We start from the raw sequence: 23,626 nt of genomic DNA, 5'->3' as shown, positions 1-23,626 counted from the left end.
GGGGCGTCGCCTTTCTTCGCCCCCGCCGCCCCGTACCCCGCTCCTAGAACGCCGGAGGGGCTGAACTTTCCCGCAGCCGGGATCCGGCGGAAGGGGCCGTGTCGGTACATCGCAAGCCCGTCGCCACCGACGCCCACACCTCACCCGACGGCGACGGCGACGGGCGGATGTACCGACACGGCCCCGACCCACCACCCACCGGACCGAACCGACACCACCCACCGAACCGACACCACCCCGCGGCCCGACACCACCCCGCGAACGCCAGCGCGAGCGAACCCGCACGCGGTCACCCCAGGAGCCCCATGCTCACTCACGATCGCCGAAGCCGGCTGACGGCGCTGGCCTTCCTCACCCCGCTGGTCGCCTACCTCGCCGCCTTCTACGCCTACCCGCTCTACCGCAACCTCGACCTGAGCCTGCGCGACTACACCGTCCGGTCCTTCGTCGCGGGCGACGCCCCCTTCTCCGGCTGGGACAACTTCTCCAGCGTCCTGAACGACCCGACCTTCGCCCCGGCGATGCGGCACACCATGGTCTTCACCTTCGTGTCCATCGCCGTCCAGTACGCCGCCGGCCTCGCCCTGGCCGTGTTCTTCAACCACCACTTCCGGCTGGCCCCCACCCTGCGGGCCCTGTTCCTCGTCCCGTGGCTGCTGCCGCTGATCGTGTCGGCGTCGACCTGGTCCTGGATGTTCAACAGCGAGTCCGGCGTGGTGAATCACGCCCTGCACCTGGCCGGCGTAGCCCCCGCCGGCTGGCTCACCTCACCGCACTGGGCCCTGACCTCGGTCATCATCGCCAACATCTGGATCGGCATCCCCTTCAACCTGGTGATCCTGCACAGCGGCCTCCAGAACATCCCCACCGAGCTGTACGAGGCCGCCGCCCTGGACGGGGCGAACGCCTGGCAGCAGTTCCGCCGCATCACGTTCCCGCTGCTGCGCCCGGTCTCGGCGATCACGCTCCTGCTCGGCCTCGTCTACACCCTCAAGGTCTTCGACCTGATCTGGATCATGACGAAGGGCGGCCCCGGCGACTCCTCGTCCACCCTGGCCACCTGGTCCTACCAGCTCGGATTCGGCACCCTGCTGCCCAAGTTCGGCCCCGGCGCCGCCGTCGGCGACATCCTCATCGTCATCGCCCTCGCCTTCGGACTGCTGCACATCCGCGTACAGAGGAGGCAGGAAGCGTGAAGTCCCGCACGGGCAAGCGCCGTTACACCGCGATCGGGATCATCCTCACCGCGCTCATGCTCTTCCCGGTCTACTGGATGCTGAACGTGTCCCTCACCCCGCAGCGGAACATGCGCAAGAGCCCGCCCGACCTGTTCCCGCTGCACCCCACGTTCGAGGGCTACCGGGCCGTCCTGAACGACCAGTTGCCCTACCTCGGCACGAGCCTGCTCATCGGCCTCGGCACCGTCGCCCTCACCCTGGTCCTCGCCGCCCCCGCGGGCTACTCCCTCGCCAAGCTGCGCCCGCCCGGAGCCGGACCGCTCGGTCTCGCGCTCCTGGTCGCCCAGATGATCCCGGGCATCGTCATGGCGATGGGCTTCTACGGGTTCTTCCTGGACCTCGGACTGCTCAACTCCTGGTGGGGCCTGATCGTCGCGGACTCCACCATCGCCGTGCCGTTCGGCGTCATGATCTTCGCCGCCTTCATGTCGGGCATCCCCGGCGAACTCATCTCCGCGGCCCGCGTCGACGGCGCCGGCACCTGGCGGATCTTCCGGTCGGTCGTCCTTCCGGTGAGCCGCAACGCGATCGTCACGGTCTCGCTGTTCGCCTTCCTGTGGGCCTGGTCCGACTTCGTCTTCGCCAACACCCTCGACGGCGGCGGCGACATGCGGCCCATCACCCTCGGCATCTACCACTACATCGGCAACAACAACCAGGAATGGAACGCGATCATGGCCACCGCCGTCGTCGCGTCGGTCCCCGCGACCGTCCTGCTCGTCCTCGCCCAGCGCTACGTGGCCGCGGGCGTGACGGCAGGCGCGGTAAAGGACTGAGCCCCATCCCCATCCCCATCCCCATCCCCAGGAGGCTCCGCCATGACCCGCACGAGCCGCACAAGACGACGCCCCACCCCCCTGGACCAGTTACCCCGCCGAGCCCGCGCACTGCCCGCCCTGGTGGCCGCGGCGCTGGCCACCACCGCCCTGCTCACCGCGCCCCCCGCCGAGGCGGCCCCCACCACGGCCACCACCCTGGTCGTCGACGCCGGCCAGACGCTCCGGTCCGTGACCCATGTGGCGACCGGCAGCCTGTACGGCCTCGCCGACGCGAGCACGCCGGCCGACAGCCTGGTCACCCCGCTCAAGCCGAACACCTTCGTGCAGATGGCCCCGGGCGGTTCGCAGCTCCCCAACGGCGAACCCGCGCCCGGGGGCGACGCGTTGATCGTGGCGTCCAAGGCCGCACGGGCCGGCGCGGGGATCGTCGTACGCATGCCGGACTGGTACCCGAACTTCCCCTACAAGTGGGTGAGCTGGAACAACTGGCTGGCGGCCGTGGACAGTCAGATCGCGTCCGTGAAGTCGTCCTCCGCCGGCAACATCCGCGCCTACGAGCTGTGGAACGAACCCGACTGGACCTGGGACACCGCGAACGCCGGCACGTTCGAGGCGGGTTGGACGCGCACCTACAAGGAGGTCCGCGCCAAGGACGCCGCCACGCCGATCCAGGGACCGAGCCATTCGGCCTGGAACCAGGGCTGGATGAGCACGTTCCTCACCGCCGCCAAGGCCGCGGGCACCGTCCCCGACGTCATCGCCTGGCACGAACTCCAGGGCTCCCGGGACATCGCGGCGCACGTCGCGGCCTACCGCTCGCTGGAGAGCGGCCTGGGCATCAGCCCCCGTCCGATCTCCATCGAGGAGTACGCGGCGCCCGCCGAGATGGGCGTGCCGGGCGCGCTCGTGGGATACGTCGCCAAGTTCGAGCGGACGGGCGTCCGTGACGCCGAACTCGCCTTCTGGAACCACTACGGCACCCTCGGCGACACCCTCACCGACACCGGCGGATCGCCCAACGGCTCGTACTGGCTCTACAAGTGGTACGGCGACATGTCCGGCTCGATGGTTCCCACCACGCCCCCGTCCCAGACGGGCATCGACGGAGCGGCGTCCCGCACCGGGGACGGCCGGCAGATCAGCGTCGTCTTCGGCGGCGGCACCGGTTCGACGGCCGTCACCGTCAAGGGCCTCGGCTCACTGTCGGCCTTCGGCTCCACGGCGCACGCGAAGCTGGAGTACACGCCGTCCAGGGGCCGCACCACGGCCGTGGCGGCCCCGTACACGATCTCGGAGGCCGACTACCCGGTCACGAACGGGTCCGTCACCGTGCCCGTGGCCATGAACGCCTCGGACGGCTACCACCTGGTCGTCACCCCCACCGGCGGCTCCACCTCGCTCGCCGGGACCTACCAGGTCGGCAACAGGAACAGCGGCCTCGCGCTGGACACCCGGAACGCGGGCACGGCCCAGGGCACCACGGTCGTCCAGGCGGCCTCCACCACCGGCACCAGCCAGTCGTGGACCCTCTCCTCCGCCGGTTCGGGCCTCTACAAGATCACCAACAAGGCGAGCGGCCTGCTGCTCGGCATCACGAACGCGAGCACGGCCGCCGGCGGAACCGCTCTGATCTGGGGCGACAACGGCACCGCCGACCACCTCTGGCAGCTCGTCCCGGCCGGTGACGGCTACTACAAGATCGCCAACTACAACAGCGGTCTGCTGCTCGGCGTGAACGGCATGAGCACCTCCACCGGCGCCCAGGTCCTCCAATGGGACGACAACGGCACCGCCGACCACCTGTGGAGACTGACCTCCCGCTGAGGCCCGCTCCCCAGGTACGGGTACGCCCCCGGATGTCGGCCGGGGGCGCACTCGTGGAAAAGGAACCGCGGGGCATGACGCTCCGCGTCGGAGCCCGACAGGGACAGGCTCCAGGACCGGCCCCAGGACCGGCCCGTCACCAGAACCGGCCCCGGAACAGGCCCCAAGACCGTTCCTAGACGAACGAGTTGATCTCGATCGTCTCGTCACGGCCCGGACCGACGCCGATCGCGGAGATCGGCGCGCCCGACATCTCCTCCAGCGCCTTCACGTAGTCCCGCGCGTTCTTCGGGAGGTCCTCGAAGGTCTTCGCCTTGGTGATGTCCTCGGACCAGCCGGGGAGGTTCTCGTAGATCGGCTTCGCGTGGTGGAAGTCGGTCTGGGAGTACGGGAGTTCCTCGACGCGCTTGCCGTCGATCTCGTACGCCACGCAGACCGGGATCTCCTCCCAGCCGGTCAGGACGTCCAGCTTGGTGAGGAAGAAGTCGGTCAGACCGTTCACGCGGGTCGCGTAACGGGCGATGACCGCGTCGAACCAGCCACAGCGCCGGTCACGGCCGGTCGTCACACCGCGCTCGCCGCCGATGCGCCGCAGCGCGTCGCCGTCCGCGTCGAAGAGCTCGGTCGGGAACGGACCCGAACCGACGCGCGTGGTGTACGCCTTGAGGATGCCGATGACCCGGCTGATCTTCGTCGGGCCGACTCCGGCACCCGTGCAGGCGCCGCCCGCGGTCGGGTTGGACGACGTCACGAACGGATACGTGCCGTGGTCGATGTCCAGCAGCGTGCCCTGGCCGCCCTCGAAGAGCACGACCTTGTCCTGCTCCAGCGCCTGGTTGAGGATCAGGACGGTGTCCGCAACGTACGGCTTGAGCCGGTCCGCGTAGCTCAGCAGCTCCTCGACGACCTGGCCCGCCTCGATGGCGCGACGGTTGTAGAGCTTGGTGAGCAGCTGGTTCTTGACCTCGAGAGCCGCTTCGACCTTCTGGGTGAGGATCGACTCGTCGTAGAGGTCCTGGATGCGGATACCCACGCGGTTGATCTTGTCCGCGTATGTCGGACCGATCCCGCGTCCGGTGGTCCCGATCTTCCGCTTTCCGAGGAAGCGTTCCGTCACCTTGTCGACAGTGACGTTGTAAGGCGTGATGATATGAGCGTTTCCGCTGATCAGCAGCTTGGAGGTGTCGACGCCGCGCTCGTTCAGTCCGTTCAGCTCGGAGAACAGGACGGACGGGTCGACGACGACCCCGTTGCCGATCACCGGAGTGCACTCCGGCGTGAGGATTCCGGAAGGGAGGAGGTGGAGGGCATATTTCTGATCGCCCACGACTACCGTATGGCCGGCGTTGTTGCCGCCCTGGTAGCGCACCACATAATCCACGGATCCACCGAGCAGGTCGGTGGCCTTTCCCTTGCCTTCGTCACCCCACTGAGCACCGAGCAGCACAAGTGCGGGCACAGGCGTACACCCCTTCCGGGCGGGGCATGTCCAAGGTCGGGGACGTACGCGGCCGATTCTGACCACTGCTGCGTACGCCGGCGACCACTATTGGCCGCGACCGTCGGACCGGATGCCCCGGAATAGACGAAGCCCCTGGCGCAAAGGCGCAAGGGGCTCTTGCACAAAGATGCTACCCGAGGAAGCGAGGCAGGACCGAGGTGGCGGCTTCCGACCAGCTTCTGGTGGTCATCGACCCGGTCGCCCGACGGACGGACGGCGAGTCTGTACGGATCGCGAAAGACGTGCTCAGCGCGGGTGCGGCGACCAAGGTGTGCCTCCCGGAGGGGCCCGAGGAATTCGCCCGCGCGCTGATCCGCCGGGGTGCGCGCCGACCGGTCGTGATCGGTGACGACGGCACTCTGCTGCGGGCGGTGTCCCTGCTGCACCGGCGGCGGGAACTGGCCGCGTGCGCCCTGTCCTTCGTCCCCGTCGGAGGCGCTCAGACGCTGTCACATTCGCTCGGGGTGCCGCTGGGGGCCGTCGCGGCGGCCAGGGCGGTCCTCGACGGGGCCGAACGAAGACTCGACCTGCTCGTGGACGACAGCGACGGCGTGGTGCTCGGCGCGCTGCGCATCCCCTCGCTGCCGGCCCGGCCGCCCGCCCCGGTGGGCGCGGGAGCACCCGGGGAGGCCGGTCCGCACCCCTGGCTCCGCACCTGCCAGTCGCTGGTGCGAACGCTCGCCTCCCGGCCGTCCCGGCTCGCCCCCGGGCTCGGACCCGCGCCTTCGCGGCTGCGGATCGAGGTCGACGGGGTGTGCGTGGTGGATCTGGACCAGCCGGTGGAGACCATGTCCGTGACGCCCGGCGGGTCGGGGACCGGGGCCGAGATCGAGGTCCACGCGGTGACCTCGGGAGCCGAGGCCTCGCTCCTGCACCTGGTGGGCCACCGGGTCACCGTCTCCGGCGCGGACTTCCGCTACGGGGCGGACTCCGTGGTGAGCGGCCCGGTGAGGACCCGGACCTGGACGCTCCGGGAGGCCGCGTGGGGACTGACACTGCCCACGACCCGGTGACAGGCCGACGAGCCGACGGGCGACGGCGGCGCCCGAGGCGGGACGAGGCGAAGCGGGAGGAGGCGAGGCCGGGCGAAGCGGGACACCCCGTCCCGAAACCGGCCGACCCCGCACCGCCCCCGCCCTGGCCGCGGGCGTCGACGCACCGGGCCGACCCGCCGGGACACGGCCCACCCGTTCCCGACCGCAAACCGACTCTCCCGCGCGTTCGACGGCCGACGCGGGCCCGCCCACGCGCGCTCGACGACCGGTACGTGCCCGCCCGCCCGCGCCGTACGGGTCCGGGGCGCCCGTCAGCCGCCCCTTGTCACGCGTCGCCGAACAACGCGTCCCGGTGCGCGCGCCAGCGTTCCATCATCGCGGCGATCTCGCCGTCGACGAACTCGAAGAACGCGAGGGTCTCGGAGAGTCGGCGCCCCGCAGGGGTGGCGGAACCGAGGGAGTCGACGCCGACGCGCAGCGCGGCTTCCCAGCGCTTGAGCACGGCGTCGCGTCGGGTCAGCGCCTCGTACCACTGGTTGCTGTGCACGCGGTACCGCTCGCGCCGTGAGCCGGGTTCGCGCTCGCGCGCGACCATGTGCTGCTGGGCGAGGTAGCGCACCGCGCCGGAGACGGCCGCCGGGCTGACCTGGAGCTGCTCGCCGAGTTCGGCTGAGGTCAGGGCGCCGGAGTCGGAGGACAGCAGCGCGGCGAAGACCCGGGCCGGCATCCGCTGCATCCCTGCCTCGACGAGCTGTGCCGCGAAGCCCTCGACGAACTGGGAGACCGCCTCGGGGTCCCGCTCCGCCGCGATCGGTTCCGCCATCTGTCGATCATCTCCCCGCTCGCGCATCACCGTCGAGTGTAGCCAGGGTTTATACGTTTCCTTAACTTCACAAATTTCTGAAGGAAGCGTACGTTCTGCATCATGACGAAGGCAATCAGCGTCGCCGGACTGCACAAGTCGTTCGGCCGCACGCACGCGCTGGACGGGCTCGATCTGGAGGTCGAGGCCGGTGAGGTGCACGGCTTCCTCGGCCCCAACGGCTCCGGGAAGTCCACCACCATCCGGGTCCTGCTCGGCCTGCTGCGCGCGGACGCCGGCACGGCGCGGATGCTGGACATGGACCCCTGGGCGGACGCGGTCGAACTGCACCGCAGGGTCGCCTACGTCCCCGGGGACGTGACCCTGTGGCGCAACCTCTCCGGCGGTGAGGTCATCGACCTCTACGGACGGCTGCACGACGGGGGCCGCACCCGGCGCGGCGGACCGGGCGGCGGGCGGACCGGCGGCCTCGACCCCGCGCGGCGCGCCGACCTGATCGAGCGCTTCGAGCTCGACCCCACCAAGAAGGGGCGCACCTACTCGAAGGGCAACCGGCAGAAGGTCGCCCTCGTCGCCGCCTTCGCCTCCGACGTCGACGTCCTGATCCTGGACGAACCGACCTCGGGCCTCGACCCGCTGATGGAAGAGGTCTTCCAGAAGTGTGTCCGGGAGGAGCGCGACCGGGGCCGCACCATCCTGCTGTCCTCGCACATCCTGAGCGAGGTCGAGGAGCTCTGCGACCGCGTCAGCATCATCCGCAAGGGCCGGACCGTCGAGAGCGGCTCCCTCGCCGAACTGCGCCACCTCACCCGTACCAGCGTCACCGCCGAACTCACCGGACCCCCGAACGGGCTGGCGTCGCTGCCCGGCGTCCACGACCTCGAGGTGCGGGACACCGGGGACCGGCCGGACGGCGTCCGGTGCCGGGTCGTGCTCCACGTGGAGACCGACCGGCTGAACGCCGTCCTGCGGTCGCTGACCGACTCCGGCGTACGGTCGCTGACCTCGACCCCGCCGACCCTGGAGGAGCTGTTCCTGCGGCACTACCAGGAGGAGACCGGGGCCGCGGACGCCCCGACGGGTTCCGAAGGCGCGGTCGCGCGATGACCGCCACGACCGCGGGCACCTTCGCCGCACGCGCCGGCGGCTCCCGGCCCCTGGCCGGTACCGGCACCCTGCTGCGGTTCGCGCTGCGCCGCGACCGCGTGACGATGCCGGTGTGGATCGCCGTGAACGCCCTGCTGGTGCTCTCCCTGCCGGCCTCGCTGAAGACCGTCTACGGCACCCCCGCCGAACGCGCCGACCTGGCACGGCAGATGCTCACCAACAGCTCCCTGCGCGCCACCTACGGACCGGTGTTCGGTGACTCGCTCGGCGCGCTCACCGCCTGGCGCATCGGCGGCTACGCCGGGGTCCTCGCCGCGATCATGAGCCTGATCGTCGTCGTACGGCACACCCGGGACGAGGAGGAGAGCGGACGCCAGGAACTCGTCTCCGCCGCGATGGTCGGGCGCCGGGCACCGCTGACCGCCGCCCTGCTCGCGGCGTTCGTCGCCGACGGCGTCCTCGCCCTCCTCGTCGCGATCGGCCTCGCCGGACAGGGCGCCGCCGGAGCCCTGGCGCTGGGGCTCGCGATCGGCGCGACCGGGATGGTCTTCGCGACGATGGCGGCGATCGTCGCCCAGCTGACGGAGAGCGCGCGGCTCGCCAAGGGGCTGACGGGCGGGCTCATCGGTGCCGCGTTCGTCCTCAGGGCGGCGGGCGACTCCGCGACCGACGACGGCTCGTCGGTGCTGACCTGGCTCTCCCCGGTGGGCTGGCTGGAGAACGTCCGCGCCTTCGCGGACGAACGCTGGTGGGTCCTGGCGCTGTTCGCCGCGGCGATCGCCGTGCAGGGCGCCGTGGCCTACACGCTCGCCGGGCGGCGTGACGTCGGCATGAGTTTCCTGCCCACCCGGCCCGGGCCCGCGACCGGCCGCCTCGGCACGGCCGGGGCGCTGGCCTGGCGGCTGCAACGCGGCGCGGTGCTCGGCTGGAGCCTCGGCTTCCTCGCCGCGGGCGCCGCGTTCGGCGGGATCACCAAGGGGGCCGCCGACCTGGTCGGCACCAACGCCAAGACCCGCGAGATCATCGAGCGGATGGGCGGGCAGGCCGGGATCACCGACGCGTTCCTCGCCGCCATGGTGAACATGCTGGGCATGGTCGCCGCCCTCTACATCGTCGCCTCCGTGCTGCGGCTGCACGGCGAGGAGACCTCGCAGCGCGCCGAACCGCTGCTCGCCGCCGCCGTGGGCCGGCTGCGCTGGGCGGGCGGACACCTCGTCGTCGCCTTCGGCGGCACGGTCCTCATCATGCTGCTCGGCGGACTCGGCCTCGGTCTCGGCTACGGCTCCGAGGCCGGCGCCGTCCTCGGCGCCTGCCTCGTCCAGGTCCCGGCGATCTGGACCCTGGGCGGTGTCGCCGTCCTGCTCCACGGCCTCTCGCCCCGGCTTGCCCCCGGCGCCTGGGCCGTGGCGGGCCTCGCCCTCCTCCTCGGCTGGATCGGCCCGGCCCTGGACATCCCGCAGACCGTCATGGACCTCTCCCCCTTCGGCCACCTGCCGAAGCTGCCCGGCGGCACCATGGCCTGGACACCGGTCCTCGTCCTCACCGCGATCGCCGCGGCCCTGACGACGGCGGGACTGGCGTCCCTGCGCCGGCGCGACCTGGCCACGTGAAAAGCGGCCCACCGGGGCGAGGCGGGAGTCCGCCGGACCCCGGCGGGGCGTGGCCGAGGCCACGCCGCCGGACGGGCGGCGGTGCGCGGTGACGGCTGTCAGACCTCCACCGACAGTCCCTCCAGTCCGCGGATCACGAAGTTCGGGCTGCGGACCGGCTCCTTCGCCAGTGCGAGGCCGGGAGCCCTGGTCAGGAGCGCGCTCATGGACGACGCCAGTTCGAGCCGGGCCAGCGGGGCGCCGATGCAGTAGTGGATGCCCGCGCTGAAGGAGATGTGCGGGTTCTCCGTCCGGGACAGGTCCAGCGTCCCCGGGTCCGCGAACACCTCGGCGTCCCGGTTCGCGGAACCGAAGAGCAGCGCGACCTCCGCCCCGCGGGGGACCGTCGTACCGCCGATCTCGATGTCGTCGAGCACCCAGCGCTCGAACAACTGGAGCGGGGTGTCGTAGCGCATCAGCTCCTCCACCGCCGTGGGGATCAGCGAGTGGTCCGCCCGCAGCGCCGCGAGCTGCCCGGGATGCCGGAACAGCGTCCACCAGCCGGTCACCGTCGAGTTGACGGTCGCCTCGTGCCCCGCGTTCAGCAGGAGCACGCACGTGGAGATCATCTCCTGCTCGGTGAGCCGGTCCCCCTCGTCGTGCGCCGCGATGAGCCCCGAGATCAGGTCGTCGCCCGGCTCCTTGCGGCGGTCCTCGATCAGAGCGCGCAGGTACTCGGTGAACTCCACCGACGCCCGCACCGCCTTCCGGGCCGCCTCCTCGGAGGGGTTCAGCTCGTACATCCCGCAGATGTCCGCGGACCAGGGCCGCAGCGGCGCCCGTTCGGACTCCGGGACGCCCAGCATCTCCGCGATCACGGACACCGGCAGCGGCTCCGCCACGTCGGCCAGCAGGTCACCGCCGCCCGCCTCGACCAGCCGGTCGACCAGCTCGCCCGCCAGCCCCTCCACGTACGGCTTCAGCCGCTCCACCGTGCGCGGGGTGAACGCCTTCGACACCAGCCGCCGGATGCGGGTGTGGTCCGGGGGCTCCAGATCGAGCATCCCGTGGTCGTTGAGCACGTGGAACGGCTCGTGCTCCGGCGGCGGTGCCGTCCGTCCGAAGTCCTCGTGCGTGAACCGGTGCTGGTACGTCCGGCCCAGCCGGCGGTCCCGCAGCAGCGCCGACACGTCCGCGTGGTGCGGCACCAGCCACTGGTTCGTCGGCTCGTAGTAGTGCACCCGGCCCCGCGCCCGCAGTTCCTCGTACGCCGGGTACGGGTCCGCCACGAACGCCGGGTCCCACGGGTCGAAGGCCCGTGAACTCTCCAAAGCTGCCATGAACGGACGCTAGCCCGGCCCACCCCCCGCTGACCAGGGCCGCCCCGGCCGGTGACCGCCGTGCCCCCGCCCTGTCACCCCGCCGCGCCCCGCGCCCCACCGCCGCTTCGGCACCACCCGCCGCGCGCCCTCGCCCGCGCCCGGCCGGCGTACACCGTCACCTCGGTACGACCAGCCGTGCCTCGTAAGCGAACACGGCCGCCTGGGTCCGGTCCCGCAGTCCCAGCTTCACCAGGATGCGGCTGACGTGCGTCTTGATCGTCGACTCCGCCACGACGAGCCGCCCGGCGATCTCCGCGTTCGACAGCCCCTGCGCGATCAGCACCAGCACCTCCGTCTCGCGGTCGGTCAGATCCCCGAACGCCGCGTGCGCCGTCACCGACAGCCGGGGCTCGTCCGCGAGCTTGGAGAACTCCGTGATCAGCCGCTTGGTGACCGAGGGGGCGAGCAGCGCCTCCCCGGCCGACACCACCCGCACCGCGTCGGCGAGCTGACGGGCCGAGGCGTCCTTGAGCAGGAAGCCCGAGGCCCCCGCCCGCAGCGCCTGGTACACGTACTCGTCGAGATCGAACGTCGTCAGCACCAGCACCTTCGCCGCGCCGTCGGCGGCGACGATCTCCCGGGTCGCCTCGATCCCGTTCATCTCCGGCATGCGGATGTCCATCAGGACGACGTCCGGGGACAGCTCACGGACCCGTTCGACCGCCTCCCTGCCGTTGACCGCCTCGCCGACCACCTCGATGTCCGGCATCGCGCCGAGCAGCACGGAGAAGCCCTCGCGGACCATCATCTGGTCGTCGGCGATCAGCACGCGGATCGCACGGCTCGTGCCGCCCGTCATCCGGTCCCCTCCCCCGACGGCACCGGCAGGAACACCGCCACCTCGTACCCTCCGTCGTCCGTGACGGCCGCTGTCATCTCGCCGTCCAGCATCGTGACCCGCTCCCGCATACCCGTGATGCCGTGCCCCGCGCCGTGCGTGGACTTCTCCAGGGTCGTCGCCGACGCGGGACCGTTGACGATCCGCAGGCCGAGCCCGCCGAGGACGTACCCGATCTCGACGCGGGCCGAGGCGCCCGGCGCGTGCCGCAGGGTGTTGCTGAGGGCCTCCTGGACGATCCGGTACGCCGACAGCTCGACGCCCTGCGGAAGCTCGCGCACCGCCCCGGTGACCGCCTTCTCCACGGTCAGACCCGCGTCCCGCACATTGGCGAGGAGCGCGTCCAGGTCGGCCAGGGTGGGCTGCGGCGCGTCCGGGGCCTCGTAGTCCTCGGCCCTGACCACGCCCAGCACCCGGCGCAGTTCGGTCAGTGCCGCCACCGCGTTCTCCCGGATCGTGACGAAGGCCTGCTCCAGCTCCGGGGGCGGGTTCTCCACCCGGTAGGGCGCCGCCTCCGCCTGGATGGCGACCACCGACATGTGGTGCGCCACCACGTCGTGCAGCTCGCGGGCGATCGTCGTGCGCTCCTCGAGCAGCGTGCGCCGGGAACGCTCCTGCGCCGTCTCCGACTGGTGCGCCGTGACCTCCTGCTCGGCCTCCCTGCGGATGTTCAGGACCGTGACGACGAGGAGGACCAGCGCGGCGACGAAGAGGAGCGGGAAGGAGTTGACGCTGTAGTAGCCCCCGCCGAAGACCGTGACGACGAGCAGGCTGTACGCCGCGGTCAGCAGCCACATCCACGCCGCGACACGGGGGCGGGAGCGCAGGGCCACGACCGTCATGACCGTGACGTGGGCTATGAAGGTGCCGGGCGGCCAGGGCCAGTCGCCCCAGGCGTCGACGAAGATCGCGACGACCGGGGCCGCCCAGATCGAGAACCAGAAGGCGCCGATCGGCCGCACCAGGGTCGCCAGGACCGGGAGCAGGGCGAGGAGCCCGCAGAGCAGCGAAGCGACCGAGTCGTCCCCGGGGCCGCGGACGGCACTGTAGCCCGCGGCCATCGCCAGCAGTCCGGCCGCCGCCACCACCGCGTGCGGGGTCCAGGCCGCGTACCTGCGGAGGGTTCCGGGCAGGCGGCGGGTCACCGGGCCGTCCGTGCGCATGCGGGGCAGGGGGCGGTAGGCGAAGGCGTCATGGAACATGTCCTGGCGCAGGCCGCGCAGGGCGTCCGCGGCGAGGCGGTACTCCGGACTGCGGGGTGTGGCCCCGGCGCCGCCGGGGGGCGGGACTGTCGTCCGCGTCTGGGTCTTCTCGGTCACGTTCAGAACGGTAGAGCCGGGCGGGGCGCGCGGTCGTCACCTGCGAGGAGGGTCCTCACGGGTCCCTCTCAGGTACTACGGGGACGACCCGGGGCGCTCGGTGACGACCGGTGACCGGGACGTCGCGCCGCCCGGTCACCCGGCTCAGCGGGCCTCACCAGGCCAGTTGGGCGATCTCCTCCGCCACCACCGCGCAGGCGTCGGCGGCCGGATCGATCAGCGGGAAGTGGCCGACGTCCTCCAGGAGCGTCAGACCGACCACCTCGCCCGCCTTGGCCGCCGCGTCCGCGTACGACTCGGCGACCGCCTGCGGGACGACGATGTCGGTGCGGCCCTGGACGAGCGTGGTGGCGATGCCGGTGGGGAGCAGCAGCGCCGGGTCGGCGTACGGCAGCCGTTCCGCGAACGTGGCCTCTCCGCCCAGGAACTGGCGGGAGGCGCCGCCGCAGACACCGAGTTCCTCGGCGACCCGGAGGTCCGCGATCGGGGCGAGGGCGACGACACCGCGCAGCGGTGCGGGACCGTCGGTGTGCCAGGGCGCGTCGGCGGGCAGGAGATGCCGGGCCGCGGCCCACAGGGCCAGGTGACCGCCCGCCGAGTGGCCGGTGACCACCGTGCGCCGGGGGTCGGCCTGCGGGAGCGCCACGCGCAGCAGCGCGGGCAGCGCGTCGAGCGCGGCCGCCACGTCGTCGAAGGTGTCGGGCCACCGGCCGGCGACCGGGCCGGCCGTCGGAGCGGCGCCCCCGGATCCGGAGTCCGCGGGGCCGCCCTGCGCGGGGATCGTGGACCCGGCCCGCGCGGGGGTCGTCGCCTCGCCGCGGCGGTACTCGACGTTCGCGACGGCGAAACCGCGGCGGGCCAGGAAGCCGGCGAAGGGGGTGACGTGCCGACGGTCGTACGGGGCGCGCCAGGCGCCCCCGTGCAGGACGACCACGAGGGGGATGGGGACCGCCGGGTCGGGATCGCGCGGGGCGTAGAAGTCGATCACCTGGTCCGGGTGATCTCCGTACGCCATGGTGACGTCCGGGTCCACGGCCGGATGCGAGAACGCGGACGCCTCTTCCGCGGCGTCACGCGCGGCGGCGGCCTCCCGCCCGGCGTCGTCGCCCTGCGCACCGGCGCCGTGGCGTGCCTCGGCGTCCACACCGGCCCGGGATGCGGCGTCGTCCTGCATGCTCCAACCTCTCAGCGGTGAAACGGATTTGTCGGACCAGGGAACAATTCGGCCGTTGTCGGGGACGCTATCAGGCCGGTGACGCGCGCCTGGACCGGGCCGTCACGCTCGGTGAGGGGAACGGACCGCCGCCGCGGGTGCCACGGGGAGCCCGGGAGCCCTCGTCGCCACCGGTCGGACCCCGGCCGCCGGGAGCCGTTCCCCGGTGCGGGCCGCCCGGTCGCACCGGAGCCCGCGACGGACCCCGGACGCACCCGGACGCGCCGGTCGACACCTGGCCCGCGCTTGGTCGGCACCCCGCCAGCACCGGACGAGGGTCCCGGGAACAGGCGGGGACGGGGAACGAGGAGCCGGGCAGGGCCGGGGAGAAGGGAACGGGCGGGGCCGGGGGGAAACAGGGACGGGCGGGGCCGGAAGGGATTCACCTTCCGGCCCCGCCCGTCCCGTCACACGGATCCGCGCCCCCGTACCGGGGGCTCCTCGTTCCTCAGCCGCCGACGGGACCGGCCTGCTCCTGGCCCAGCGTCTCCGCCAGCACCCGGGCCGCCCGCTCGGTGTCCGCGAAACCGACGTACAGCGGGGTGAAGCCGAAGCGGAGGATGTCCGGGTTGCGGAAGTCGCCGACCACGCCCCGGTCGATCAGACGCTCCATCACCACGCCGGCGTCCGCGCAGCGCAGGGCCACCTGGCTGCCCCGTTCCGCGTGCGCGGAGGGGGTGACGGACTCGACCCGCCCGTCGGGGACGTACGCCGAGACACACTCCAGGAAGAAGTCGGTCAGGGCGAGCGACTTGGCGCGGACGCTCTCGATCGAGACGCCGTCCCACACCTCCAGCGCCGCTTCCAGCGCCAGCATCGAGAGGATGTCCGGCGTCCCGACACGCCCCCGCAGCGCGCCCTGCGCGGGAGCGTACGCCTGGCTCATGCCGAACGGGTCGGCGTGCGAGTTCCAGCCGGGCAGCGGGGAGTCGAAACGGTCCTGCAGACCGGCGCGGACGTACAGGTACGCGGGCGAACCCGGGCCGCCGTTCAGGTACTTGTAGGTGCACCCGACCGCCAGATCCACCCCGTGCTCGTCGAGACCGACCGGCAGGGCGCCCGCGCTGTGGCACAGGTCCCACACCGCCAGCGCGCCCGCGGAACGGATCGCGGACGTCAGGGACGGCAGGTCGAAGCGCCGGCCCGTGCGGTAGTCGACGTGGTTGAGCAGCACGGCCGCCGTGCGCGGACCGACCCGCGAGGGCACCTCGTCCGGATCGACCGGACGCAGCTCGCAGCCCGTCAGGCGTGCCGCGGACGCCGCTATGTACCCGTCCGTCGGGAAGGTCGCCGCGTCGACGAGGATCTCGTCCCGGCCCTCGCCCGCCAGCCGCACGGCGCCCACCAGCGCCTTGAAGACGTTCACGCTGGTCGAGTCGCCGACCACGATCTGGCCCGGCGCCGCGCCGACCAGCGGGGCGATCAGGTCGCCGATCCGCTCGGGCGCGGTCCACCACCCGCTCTCCGTCCAGGAGCGGATGCGCAGTTCGCCCCACTGCCGGCGCACCACGTCCTCGACCCGGCCGGGGACCGAGACCGGCAGCGCGCCGAGCGAGTTCCCGTCCAGGTAGACCACGTCGTCGAGCACGAACTGCTTGCGCAGCCCGGCGAGTTCGTCGGCCGCGTCCAGTTCCGCGGCCCGCGCGCCCAGCGCCGCCACCGGACCTCGCTCAGACATAGGACCTCGCCGTCCACAGCTCGGGGAACACGTTCTTCTGCGCGCGCTTCTCCAGCCAGGCCACCCCGGCGGAGCCGCCCGTGCCGGTCTTGGAGCCCATCGCCCGCCGGGTGGCGACGAGATGGTCGTTGCGCCAGCGCCACACCAGCTCGGCGACGTCCGTCAGCGCCTCGCCGAGCCGCGCGAGCTCGTCGGTGTCGTCGCCGGCGTACAGGGCCGTCCACGCGGCCTCGACCTCGGGCACCGGCTCGTAGCGCTGCGACACGTCACGCTCCAGCACGGCGGCCGGGATCGCGTGCCCGCGCCGCGCCAGCAGCCGCAGCGTCTCGTCGTAGAGGCTCGGCTCGTGCAGCGCCTTCTCCAGCTCGGCGTACACCCGCGTCGCGCCCCGGTGCGGGACGAGCATGGACGCCGACTTCTCGCCGAGCAGGAACTCCATGCGGCGGTACATCGCGGACTGGAAGCCGGAGCCCTCGCCGAGGGCCGAACGGTAGGCGTTGAACTGCCCGGGGGTGAGCTGCCCGAGGGGACGCCAGGAGGCGTTGAGCGCCTCCAACTCCCGTACGGACCGCTTCAGCGCGGCCACCGCGACGGGGATGTCGTCCGAACGCAGCGCCTTGGCCGCCGTCTCCCACTCGTGGACGATGACCGTGAACCACAGCTCCATGACCTGGGTCGTGACCAGGAAGACCATCTCTCCGGGGTCGTCGGAGAGGGTGTGCTGGAGGTGGGTGAGCACGTCCGCCTGTACGTAGTCCTCGTACGGGGTCGTGCCCTGGAAGTCGAGATGCGGAGTCTCGGGCTCCTGAGCCTTCGTGGGCTGAGCCTGGTGGGACATCGCTGTCTCCTGCTATGTGCTCCGGGTAGCGGTCCGCCCCTGCCGTTTTCGACACGGGGGCCCCGGTCCCCACCGGGCATCCAACACAATCGTCCCCCGAAACCGCAAGGCCCGCCTGGTCACACCAGGCGGACCCACCGCACGGCCCCCGAGAACCGGCCACTCCCAGGAACCGTGCCAGGACCTAGCCCAGGGTCTGGGCGGCCGTCTGCGAGGAGTCCTTGAGGAACTGGCTGCAGCGCTCGTACTCCTCCTGCTCGCCGATCGCCCCCGCAGCACGGGCGAGGCCGTGCAGGGCGCGCAGGAAGCCGCGGTTCGGCTCGTGCTCCCAGGGCACCGGGCCGTGGCCCTTCCAGCCGCTGCGGCGCAGGGCGTCCAGACCGCGGTGGTAGCCGGTACGGGCGTAGGCGTACGACTCGACGACACTGCCCCGCTCGAACGCCTCGTCGGCGAGCTGCGCCCAGGCGAGCGAGGAGGTGGGGTACTTGGCGGCGACGTCGGCCGGGGCCGTGCCGTTCGCGAGGAGCTCGCGCGGCTCCGGGTCGTCGGGGAGGTGGGTCGGGGGCGGTCCCCCGAGCAGGTCCTTGTGAATCGTCATGGGTTCCAGTCTGCTGCATCCGCGGTCGGCGACCGCCGCCCGGATCCCCGAACCCGGCGCGCCCGGGCGTCACCACCATCCCAGCCCCGGCCCACGACGACCACCCGGGACCTCTCCGGGGGGCGGCACGGTACGGGACCTGTCGCACCCACGACTCCCCGGGTCCCGGCCCATCACGACCGCCCCAGGACCCCGGGGGCGGCACGGTCAGGAAGCCGGATCGGCGCCGGAACCCCCGGCGCTCCCGGAACCCCCGGCACCCGCCGCCCCCAGGGCTCCCCGGGTCGCGCGCTCGGGCTCCAGCGGGGGTGCCGTCAGGGAACCGTGCCTGCGGCACTCGGGGCGCAGGCAGCCGGGCGCCGGACGGCGCACGGTCGCGAAGGCCAGCACCGCGCCGATCACCAGGACGCCCGCGCACAGCGGCATCGCCCGCCGGAAGGCCGCGTCGAAGGCGTCCGCCGAGCGGTACGCCTCCGGTCCCATCCCGGTGAGCAGCGGCAGCGCGGCCACGGCGACGAGCCCGGCCGCCCGGGCCGCCGCGTTGTTGATGCCGCTGGCCAGGCCCGCCCGCGCGATGTCCACGGAAGCCAGGACGGTGGCGGTCAGCGGGGCGACCAGGGTGACCATGCCGAGGCCCATCACCAGCAGCGCGGGCAGCACGTCGGCGACGTACGAGGCGTCCTCGCCCACCCGCAGCATCAGGAGCATGCCCGCCGCGCACAGCAGCGGCCCGACCGTCAGCGGAACGCGCGGGCCGATGCGCTGGGCGAGCTCGCCGGAGCGGGCGGAGAAGAGCAGCATCAGGATCGTGGTCGGCAGCAGGGCCGTACCGGCCTGGAGCGCGGAGTAGCCGGCCACGACCTGGAGCTGGAGCGTGGTCAGGAAGAAGAAGCCGCCGAAGGCCGCGTAGACACACAGGGTCACCAGGTTGACGGCCGTGAACTGGCGCGAGGAGAAGATGTCCGGCGGCATCATCGGATCGGGCCGCCGCTTCTCGACGTACACGAAGGCCACCCCCGTCGCCGCCCCCGCGACGGCCGCCACCCACACGAGCGGGGAACCGCTCGGGGCCTCGATCAGGGCGTAGGTGACCAGGGCGAGCGACAGCGCGCCGAGGACGGCGCCCAGCACGTCGAAGCCGTGGTGCTCCTCGCCCTCCGCGCGCCCGGAACCGCGCGGACGGAAGGCGGCGCCCCCGGACTCCGGGACGTGCCGCAGCGCGATCGGTGCGCAGACCAGCGCGACGGGGATGTTCAGCAGGAAGACCCAGCGCCAGCCGGGCCCGTCCACCAGCCAGCCGCCCAGGAACGGCCCGACGGCCGCCCCGACGCCCCCGAAGCCCGACCACAGGCCGACGGCCCGGGCCCGGTCGTCGGGGTGGAAGGAGGCCTGGATGATCGCCAGCGACCCCGGGGTGAGCAGGGCCCCGCCGACGCCCTGGAGGACCCGGGCCGCGATGAGCACGCCCACGTTCGGCGCGAGCCCGCACAGCAGGGAGGCCGCGGCGAACCACACGACGCCGATGACGAAGATCCGCCGCCGCCCGAAGCGGTCCCCGAGCGAGCCGCCGAGCAGGATCAGCCCGGCCAGCGACAGCATGTAGCCGTTCACGGTCCACTGGAGGGCGGCGAGGCTCGCGTCCAGGTCACGGCCGATGGTCGGCAGCGCCACGTTGACGACCGTCGAGTCCAGCAGGGCCATGCTGGAGCCGAGGACGGTGGTCAGCAGGATCCACTTCCCGGTCCGGGAGCCGATCCGTACCGCGGGTCCGGCGTCCGAGGCTTCTCTCGCGGGCACGGCCATACCTCGGAGCATACGGAAGGGCCCGGCACCTTGGCGGGTGCCGGGCCCTTCCGGAAGAACGGCCGACGGGTGATCGTCCGGACGATCGCCCGACGACTACTTGAGGCGGGTGCCCGTGGAACGCAGGGCGGCGCACGCCTCGGTCACGCGCTGGGCCATGCCGGCCTCGGCGAGCTTGCCCCAGGTGCGCGGGTCGTACTTCGACTTGGTGCCGACCTCGCCGTCGACCTTCAGGACCGCGTCGTAGTTGCGGAACATGTGGTCCACGACGGGGCGGGTGAAGGCGTACTGGGTGTCGGTGTCGAGGTTCATCTTCACGACGCCGTTCTCCAGCGCGGTGGCGATCTCCTCGGCGGTGGAGCCGGAGCCGCCGTGGAAGACGAAGTCGAACGGGCTCGCCTTGCCGTACTTGGCGGCGACACCCTCCTGGAGGTCCTTGAGCAGCTCGGGACGCAGGACGACGTTGCCCGGCTTGTAGACGCCGTGCACGTTGCCGAAGGACGCGGCGAGCAGGTAGCGGCCCTTGTCGCCCAGGCCCAGGGCCTCGGCGGTGCGCAGCGCGTCGTCGACGGTCGTGTACAGCTCGTCGTTGATCTCGTGGCTGACGCCGTCCTCCTCGCCACCGGTCGGGGTGATCTCGACCTCGAGGATGATCTTCGCGGCGACGGCCTTGGCGAGCAGCTCCTGGCCGATGGCCAGGTTGTCGGCGAGGGTCTCGGCGGAGCCGTCCCACATGTGCGACTGGAACAGCGGGTTCAGGCCCTTGGCGACGCGCTCGACGGAGATGTCGAGCAGCGGACGTACGTAGCCGTCCAGCTTGTCCTTGGGACAGTGGTCCGTGTGCAGCGCGACCGTGACGTCGTACTTCGCGGCGACGATGTGCGCGAACTCGGCGAGCGCGACGGCGCCGGTCACCATGTCCTTGTTGTGCTGACCGCCCAGGAACTCCGCACCACCGGTGGAGATCTGGATGATGCCGTCGCTCTCGGCCTCCGCGAAGCCGCGCAGCGCAGCGTGCAGGGTCTGGGACGAGGTCACGTTGATGGCCGGGTAGGCGAACTTGCCTGCCTTCGCCCGGTCGAGCATCTCGTTGTAGACCTCGGGGGTTGCGATGGGCATCTGTCCGCTCCTTGTATGTGCGGGTCTGCGTACTGCTGCTGCGGTACGACGGGACTGGTGCTTATGGCCCTGACCTAGGGGGGCGACATCATCGTCGGCCCCATCCTTCCAGACATCGCCGGATGCTCCAGACCCCCATCCGGCATGCGGGACCCGGCCGTCGGGCGGGGTCCCGCGGGAGTTTCGTCAGTCGAGTCCCAACTCGCCCTTGGAGTAGGCGAAGAGGTACGGAACACCGGCGCCGGCCTCGATCTTCTCGGCGGCACCGGTCGCCCGGTCGACGATCGTGGCGACGCCGACGACCTCGGCCCCGGCCTCCCGGACGGCCTGGACGGCCTCCAGCGGGGAGCCGCCCGTCGTCGAGGTGTCCTCGACGACGAGGACGCGCCGGCCCTTGATCTCGGGACCCTCGACCCGGCGCTGAAGACCGTGCGCCTTGGCGGCCTTGCGGACCACGAACGAGTCGAGCCTGCGCCCGCGCGCGGCGGCGGCGTGCAGCATCGCCGTACCGACCGGGTCGGCGCCCATGGTCAGGCCGCCGACCGCGTCGAAGTCCAGGTCGGCGGTGAGGTCGAGGAGGACCTGTCCGACGAGCGGGGCGGCCTCGCCGTCCAGGGTGATCCGGCGCAGGTCCACGTAATAGTCGCCCTCGAGACCCGAGGAGAGGGTCACCTTGCCGTGCACCACGGCCTTGTCCTTGATCTGCTGCAGCAGCTCGCCACGTACGTCGCTCATGACCGCCAGCTTAGAGCCGCCGCCAGCTCCAGGTCATGGAGGCTTCGAGCGGCTCGATGGGTGTGACCAGGCGGGGGTGCGTGTTGAGCCCGTTCGGCGGACCGGTCTGCGGCTCCACGCACACGGCCGCCTCCTGCTCGTCGTAGACGACGACCCACTCCTCGCGGCTGCCGACCTTCAGTTCGAGGCGCCCCGGCCAGGTGAGCGTGACGTCGACGCCGCCCGGCGTGCCGAAGCAGTCGTCCCAGGGGCCGGGCGCCGGGTCGATCCGGCGGCCGGTGGGCAGGTGGTCGTCGCCGCGCTCCTCCTGCCAGGCGGGCGCGAAATCGACGCGGACGTCCTCGCCGCCGTCCCCCAGGTTCCTGTTGAACCAGGGGTGCCAGCCGACCTGGGCCGGGAACGAGTCCGCGTACGTCTCCACGGACATGCCGAGCGTCAGGCCGTCCTCGGTGAGGGTGAACGCCTGGGTGACGCGGGCCGGGTGCGGCCAGGGCTCGACCAGGTCGTACGTGATCACGGCTTCGTCCGTGGTGGCGTGGGCCGTCCGCCAGGCGCCGTCGCGGGCGGTTCCGTGGATGGCGTGCGGCGGGGAGTTGAGCGGCATCTGCCGGACGACGGCGCCGTCGAGGAACCGGCCTTCGCGGATCCGCCCGACCCACGGAGCCATCGGGAAGCACCCGAACTTCGCGCCCTGCCGCAGCAGTTCGACGCCGCCGACCCGCAGACTCCCGACCCGTCCGCCGTTGCCCGGCGTCACGGTCACCTCCGCGTCACCCGCGGTCAGCGTGATGTCTTTGTTACTCACGGAGTTGACCCTACTGGGGCGGGGGCGCCGGGCGGCTTCCCGCCCTCACCGGCGTTTGCGCAGCGCCCTCGTCACGGCGATCGCCGAGGCCAGTGCCAGGGCCGCCGCGGGGGCCGCCCAGCGGAGGGTGGCGCGGGCGGCGGTGGCCTCCGGGGGCGGGACCGGGGCGTATCGGCCACGCGGTGGGGCGTGGTCCACCTCCTCCGCGCTGCGCCCGATCATCGTGCGCCGTGCGTGCGCGGCCTCGGCCATCGGATCCTCGCTTCCCGGTTCCCGGTCGTCCGCCACGAACTCCTCCGCCGTCGCCCCGTCGAACTCGCCGTCCCCGGCCACCGCCCCGAGCGAACCGGGCGGCACCTCCTCCTCGAAGACGGAGGGCGTCCCGGCCTCACGCCCGGCCCCCGACTCGCCTTCGGACCCACTCCCGACCTCGGCCCCGCCTTCCACCTCGGCCTCGGACCCGGTCTCGGACCCGGCTCCGGAGTCGGGCCCCGCCTCGGCCCCGCCTTCCCGCTCGCGCTCGGCCTCCACCTCGGCGCCGGCCCCGGACTTGGACCCGGCCTCGACCTCGGCCTCGGAATCCGGCTCGGCCTCGCCTTCCGGCTTGAGCTCGGATGCCGCCTCGGCTCCGGCCCCAGAGGCGGACTCGGACTCGACCCCGGGCTCGGACCGGGCCACGGCTTCGGGCCCGGCCCCGGTGCCGGATTCCGGCGTGGGCGCCGCCCCAGGGCTGGACGGCTCGGCTCCGGACCGGGCCTCCGGGCCGGACTCGGCTCCGGCTCCCGGCCCCGCCGCCCGCTCGGTCCCGTCCTCGGAGGGGGAAGCGGCCACCGGCGTCGAACCGGCGGCGGACGGGGAAGCGGCCGGGGTCGCGAGTGCCGCCGCCAGTGACTCGCCGAAGCGGTTCAGGAGGCGCCGTCCGGCCGAGGACACGGCGTCGTGCGGGAGTTCGGCCACGCGCCCGTCGCCGGAGGCCGTGCCGCCGAAGGCGAGGGTCGTACCGCCCTCGGCGGAAAGGAGCCGCAGGGTCAGCGCCAGCTTCACGGCACCCGCGCCGCGCACCTCCGTGGCGTCGCCCTCGACGGCGTACGACCCGTCGTCCTGGGCGGTGACGCGGAACGCGCCGCGATAGGTGATCGTGTGACCGGCGACGCGGACCTTCAGCCGTCCGGCGATCCGCTCGCCCCCCACGCCGTGCCCACCGTGCTCGCCCTGTTCGCCGTCGGCGCGGACCGGTGTCCTTCCGGCGTCCCGCCCGGCCCCGGAGGCGAACGGCGTGCCCGGGTCCGCCGTGTCGCCGGGGACGGCCGACGCGTCCTGCTGGAGACCCGGGATCGCGCGGGCGATCCGGACGGGATCGGCCAGCGCCTCGCTCAGCCGCCCGGCCGGAAACGGAACGAACACCTCATGCTCCATGTCAGCCGAGCCTACCCAGCACCGCC

The 23,626-nt window shown here is 72.6% G+C and carries 20 protein-coding genes; 6 read left to right on the top strand and 14 right to left on the bottom strand.

From position 1 onward, the window contains the following. The first annotated feature begins 167 nt into the window (after positions 1–167). From ACFYW7_RS13210 to ACFYW7_RS13200, 3 genes are read left to right on the top strand one after another with little or no spacing between them, the layout of a single operon-like run. A complete protein-coding gene (locus tag ACFYW7_RS13210) occupies positions 168–1,196 on the top strand; it encodes a carbohydrate ABC transporter permease (protein ID WP_389501651.1) in 1,029 nt (342 codons plus the stop codon). Beyond that, on the top strand, positions 1,193–2,014 hold the full coding sequence (locus ACFYW7_RS13205) for a carbohydrate ABC transporter permease (RefSeq protein WP_389501272.1): 822 nt from the start codon (positions 1,193–1,195) through the stop codon (positions 2,012–2,014). The genes ACFYW7_RS13210 and ACFYW7_RS13205 overlap by 4 nt, the downstream gene beginning before the upstream one ends. Before the next feature lie 42 nt (positions 2,015–2,056). Then, on the top strand, positions 2,057–3,841 hold the full coding sequence (locus tag ACFYW7_RS13200; RefSeq protein ID WP_389501270.1) for an RICIN domain-containing protein: 1,785 nt from the start codon (positions 2,057–2,059) through the stop codon (positions 3,839–3,841). 175 nt (positions 3,842–4,016) lie between these two features. Here ACFYW7_RS13200 and ACFYW7_RS13195 read toward each other — a convergent pair whose 3' ends face one another. After that, a complete protein-coding gene (locus ACFYW7_RS13195; RefSeq protein ID WP_389501268.1) occupies positions 4,017–5,300 on the bottom strand; it encodes an adenylosuccinate synthase in 1,284 nt (427 codons plus the stop codon). Between the two features lie 200 nt (positions 5,301–5,500). On the opposite strand from ACFYW7_RS13195, the gene ACFYW7_RS13190 reads away from it, so the two are divergent. After that, positions 5,501–6,355, top strand: a complete 855-nt coding sequence (locus ACFYW7_RS13190; protein WP_389501266.1) for a diacylglycerol kinase family protein — start codon at positions 5,501–5,503, stop codon at positions 6,353–6,355. A 307-nt stretch (positions 6,356–6,662) separates the two neighbouring features. On the opposite strand, the gene ACFYW7_RS13185 is transcribed toward ACFYW7_RS13190, so the two are convergent. Next, positions 6,663–7,160 carry a GbsR/MarR family transcriptional regulator gene (locus ACFYW7_RS13185; protein ID WP_389501264.1) on the bottom strand — a complete coding sequence of 166 codons (498 nt, stop codon included), beginning with the start codon at positions 7,158–7,160 and terminating at the stop codon, positions 6,663–6,665. 102 nt (positions 7,161–7,262) lie between these two features. On the opposite strand from ACFYW7_RS13185, the gene ACFYW7_RS13180 reads away from it, so the two are divergent. After that, on the top strand, positions 7,263–8,267 hold the full coding sequence (locus ACFYW7_RS13180; protein WP_389501262.1) for an ATP-binding cassette domain-containing protein: 1,005 nt from the start codon (positions 7,263–7,265) through the stop codon (positions 8,265–8,267). Continuing rightward, complete coding sequence (locus ACFYW7_RS13175) at positions 8,264–9,877, top strand: ABC transporter permease (RefSeq protein WP_389501261.1); 1,614 nt, start codon at positions 8,264–8,266, stop codon at positions 9,875–9,877. Before ACFYW7_RS13180 ends, ACFYW7_RS13175 begins: the two co-directional genes overlap by 4 nt. Positions 9,878–9,975: 98 nt before the next feature. Here the strand turns inward: ACFYW7_RS13175 and ACFYW7_RS13170 are convergent, their stop codons facing one another. From ACFYW7_RS13170 to ACFYW7_RS13115, 12 genes are all read right to left on the bottom strand, one after another. Next, positions 9,976–11,196, bottom strand: a complete 1,221-nt coding sequence (locus tag ACFYW7_RS13170) for a cytochrome P450 (protein WP_389501260.1) — start codon at positions 11,194–11,196, stop codon at positions 9,976–9,978. Positions 11,197–11,353: 157 nt separating this feature from the next. Next, positions 11,354–12,037: a response regulator gene (locus ACFYW7_RS13165; RefSeq protein ID WP_389501258.1), complete on the bottom strand. Its 684-nt coding sequence runs from the start codon at positions 12,035–12,037 to the stop codon at positions 11,354–11,356. Next, positions 12,034–13,395 (bottom strand): sensor histidine kinase, encoded by a 1,362-nt coding sequence (locus tag ACFYW7_RS13160; protein ID WP_389501256.1) that lies wholly within the window; start codon positions 13,393–13,395, stop codon positions 12,034–12,036. The genes ACFYW7_RS13165 and ACFYW7_RS13160 overlap by 4 nt, the downstream gene beginning before the upstream one ends. 154 nt (positions 13,396–13,549) lie before the next feature. Beyond that, a complete protein-coding gene (locus ACFYW7_RS13155; RefSeq protein WP_389501254.1) occupies positions 13,550–14,569 on the bottom strand; it encodes an alpha/beta hydrolase family protein in 1,020 nt (339 codons plus the stop codon). 487 nt (positions 14,570–15,056) lie between these two features. Continuing rightward, positions 15,057–16,286 (bottom strand): kynureninase, encoded by a 1,230-nt coding sequence (gene kynU, locus ACFYW7_RS13150; protein WP_389501252.1) that lies wholly within the window; start codon positions 16,284–16,286, stop codon positions 15,057–15,059. Next, positions 16,279–17,124 carry a tryptophan 2,3-dioxygenase family protein gene (locus ACFYW7_RS13145; protein WP_389501250.1) on the bottom strand — a complete coding sequence of 282 codons (846 nt, stop codon included), beginning with the start codon at positions 17,122–17,124 and terminating at the stop codon, positions 16,279–16,281. The genes kynU and ACFYW7_RS13145 overlap by 8 nt, the downstream gene beginning before the upstream one ends. A 184-nt stretch (positions 17,125–17,308) precedes the next feature. Continuing rightward, complete coding sequence (locus ACFYW7_RS13140) at positions 17,309–17,722, bottom strand: DUF3151 domain-containing protein (RefSeq protein WP_389501248.1); 414 nt, start codon at positions 17,720–17,722, stop codon at positions 17,309–17,311. 207 nt (positions 17,723–17,929) lie between these two features. Further along, positions 17,930–19,525, bottom strand: a complete 1,596-nt coding sequence (locus tag ACFYW7_RS13135; RefSeq protein ID WP_389501246.1) for an MFS transporter — start codon at positions 19,523–19,525, stop codon at positions 17,930–17,932. Between the two features lie 96 nt (positions 19,526–19,621). Further along, positions 19,622–20,644: a class II fructose-bisphosphate aldolase gene (gene fbaA, locus ACFYW7_RS13130; RefSeq protein WP_389501244.1), complete on the bottom strand. Its 1,023-nt coding sequence runs from the start codon at positions 20,642–20,644 to the stop codon at positions 19,622–19,624. Positions 20,645–20,830: 186 nt separating this feature from the next. Next, positions 20,831–21,379 (bottom strand): orotate phosphoribosyltransferase, encoded by a 549-nt coding sequence (pyrE, locus tag ACFYW7_RS13125; protein WP_389501242.1) that lies wholly within the window; start codon positions 21,377–21,379, stop codon positions 20,831–20,833. A 10-nt stretch (positions 21,380–21,389) separates the two neighbouring features. After that, positions 21,390–22,184 (bottom strand): aldose 1-epimerase, encoded by a 795-nt coding sequence (locus ACFYW7_RS13120; protein WP_389501240.1) that lies wholly within the window; start codon positions 22,182–22,184, stop codon positions 21,390–21,392. A gap of 45 nt (positions 22,185–22,229) precedes the next feature. Then, positions 22,230–23,600, bottom strand: coding sequence for a carbon monoxide dehydrogenase (locus tag ACFYW7_RS13115; protein WP_389501238.1), 1,371 nt, complete (start codon positions 23,598–23,600; stop codon positions 22,230–22,232). Positions 23,601–23,626 lie beyond the last annotated feature (26 nt).

The sequence above is a fragment of the Streptomyces sp. NPDC002580 genome, from assembly GCF_042889485.1.
Lineage (GTDB): Bacteria > Actinomycetota > Actinomycetes > Streptomycetales > Streptomycetaceae > Streptomyces.
The sequence above is the reverse complement of the archived record's forward strand: the minus strand, read 5'-3'. Positions and strand labels throughout refer to the sequence as shown.

Excerpts from the sequence above, each read along its gene's own strand:
- ACFYW7_RS13210 (WP_389501651.1), top strand. The coding sequence starts at position 168 with ATGTACCGACACGGCCCCGACCCACCACCCACCGGACCGAACCGACAC.
- ACFYW7_RS13200 (WP_389501270.1), top strand. The coding sequence starts at position 2,057 with ATGACCCGCACGAGCCGCACAAGACGACGCCCCACCCCCCTGGACCAG.
- ACFYW7_RS13185 (WP_389501264.1), bottom strand. The coding sequence starts at position 7,160 with ATGGCGGAACCGATCGCGGCGGAGCGGGACCCCGAGGCGGTCTCCCAG.
- ACFYW7_RS13180 (WP_389501262.1), top strand. The coding sequence starts at position 7,263 with ATGACGAAGGCAATCAGCGTCGCCGGACTGCACAAGTCGTTCGGCCGC.
- ACFYW7_RS13175 (WP_389501261.1), top strand. The coding sequence starts at position 8,264 with ATGACCGCCACGACCGCGGGCACCTTCGCCGCACGCGCCGGCGGCTCC.
- ACFYW7_RS13170 (WP_389501260.1), bottom strand. The coding sequence starts at position 11,196 with ATGGCAGCTTTGGAGAGTTCACGGGCCTTCGACCCGTGGGACCCGGCG.
- ACFYW7_RS13165 (WP_389501258.1), bottom strand. The coding sequence starts at position 12,037 with ATGACGGGCGGCACGAGCCGTGCGATCCGCGTGCTGATCGCCGACGAC.
- ACFYW7_RS13155 (WP_389501254.1), bottom strand. The coding sequence starts at position 14,569 with ATGCAGGACGACGCCGCATCCCGGGCCGGTGTGGACGCCGAGGCACGC.
- kynU (WP_389501252.1), bottom strand. The coding sequence starts at position 16,286 with ATGTCTGAGCGAGGTCCGGTGGCGGCGCTGGGCGCGCGGGCCGCGGAA.
- ACFYW7_RS13145 (WP_389501250.1), bottom strand. The coding sequence starts at position 17,124 with ATGTCCCACCAGGCTCAGCCCACGAAGGCTCAGGAGCCCGAGACTCCG.
- ACFYW7_RS13140 (WP_389501248.1), bottom strand. The coding sequence starts at position 17,722 with ATGACGATTCACAAGGACCTGCTCGGGGGACCGCCCCCGACCCACCTC.
- ACFYW7_RS13135 (WP_389501246.1), bottom strand. The coding sequence starts at position 19,525 with ATGGCCGTGCCCGCGAGAGAAGCCTCGGACGCCGGACCCGCGGTACGG.
- fbaA (WP_389501244.1), bottom strand. The coding sequence starts at position 20,644 with ATGCCCATCGCAACCCCCGAGGTCTACAACGAGATGCTCGACCGGGCG.
- pyrE (WP_389501242.1), bottom strand. The coding sequence starts at position 21,379 with ATGAGCGACGTACGTGGCGAGCTGCTGCAGCAGATCAAGGACAAGGCC.
- ACFYW7_RS13115 (WP_389501238.1), bottom strand. The coding sequence starts at position 23,600 with ATGGAGCATGAGGTGTTCGTTCCGTTTCCGGCCGGGCGGCTGAGCGAG.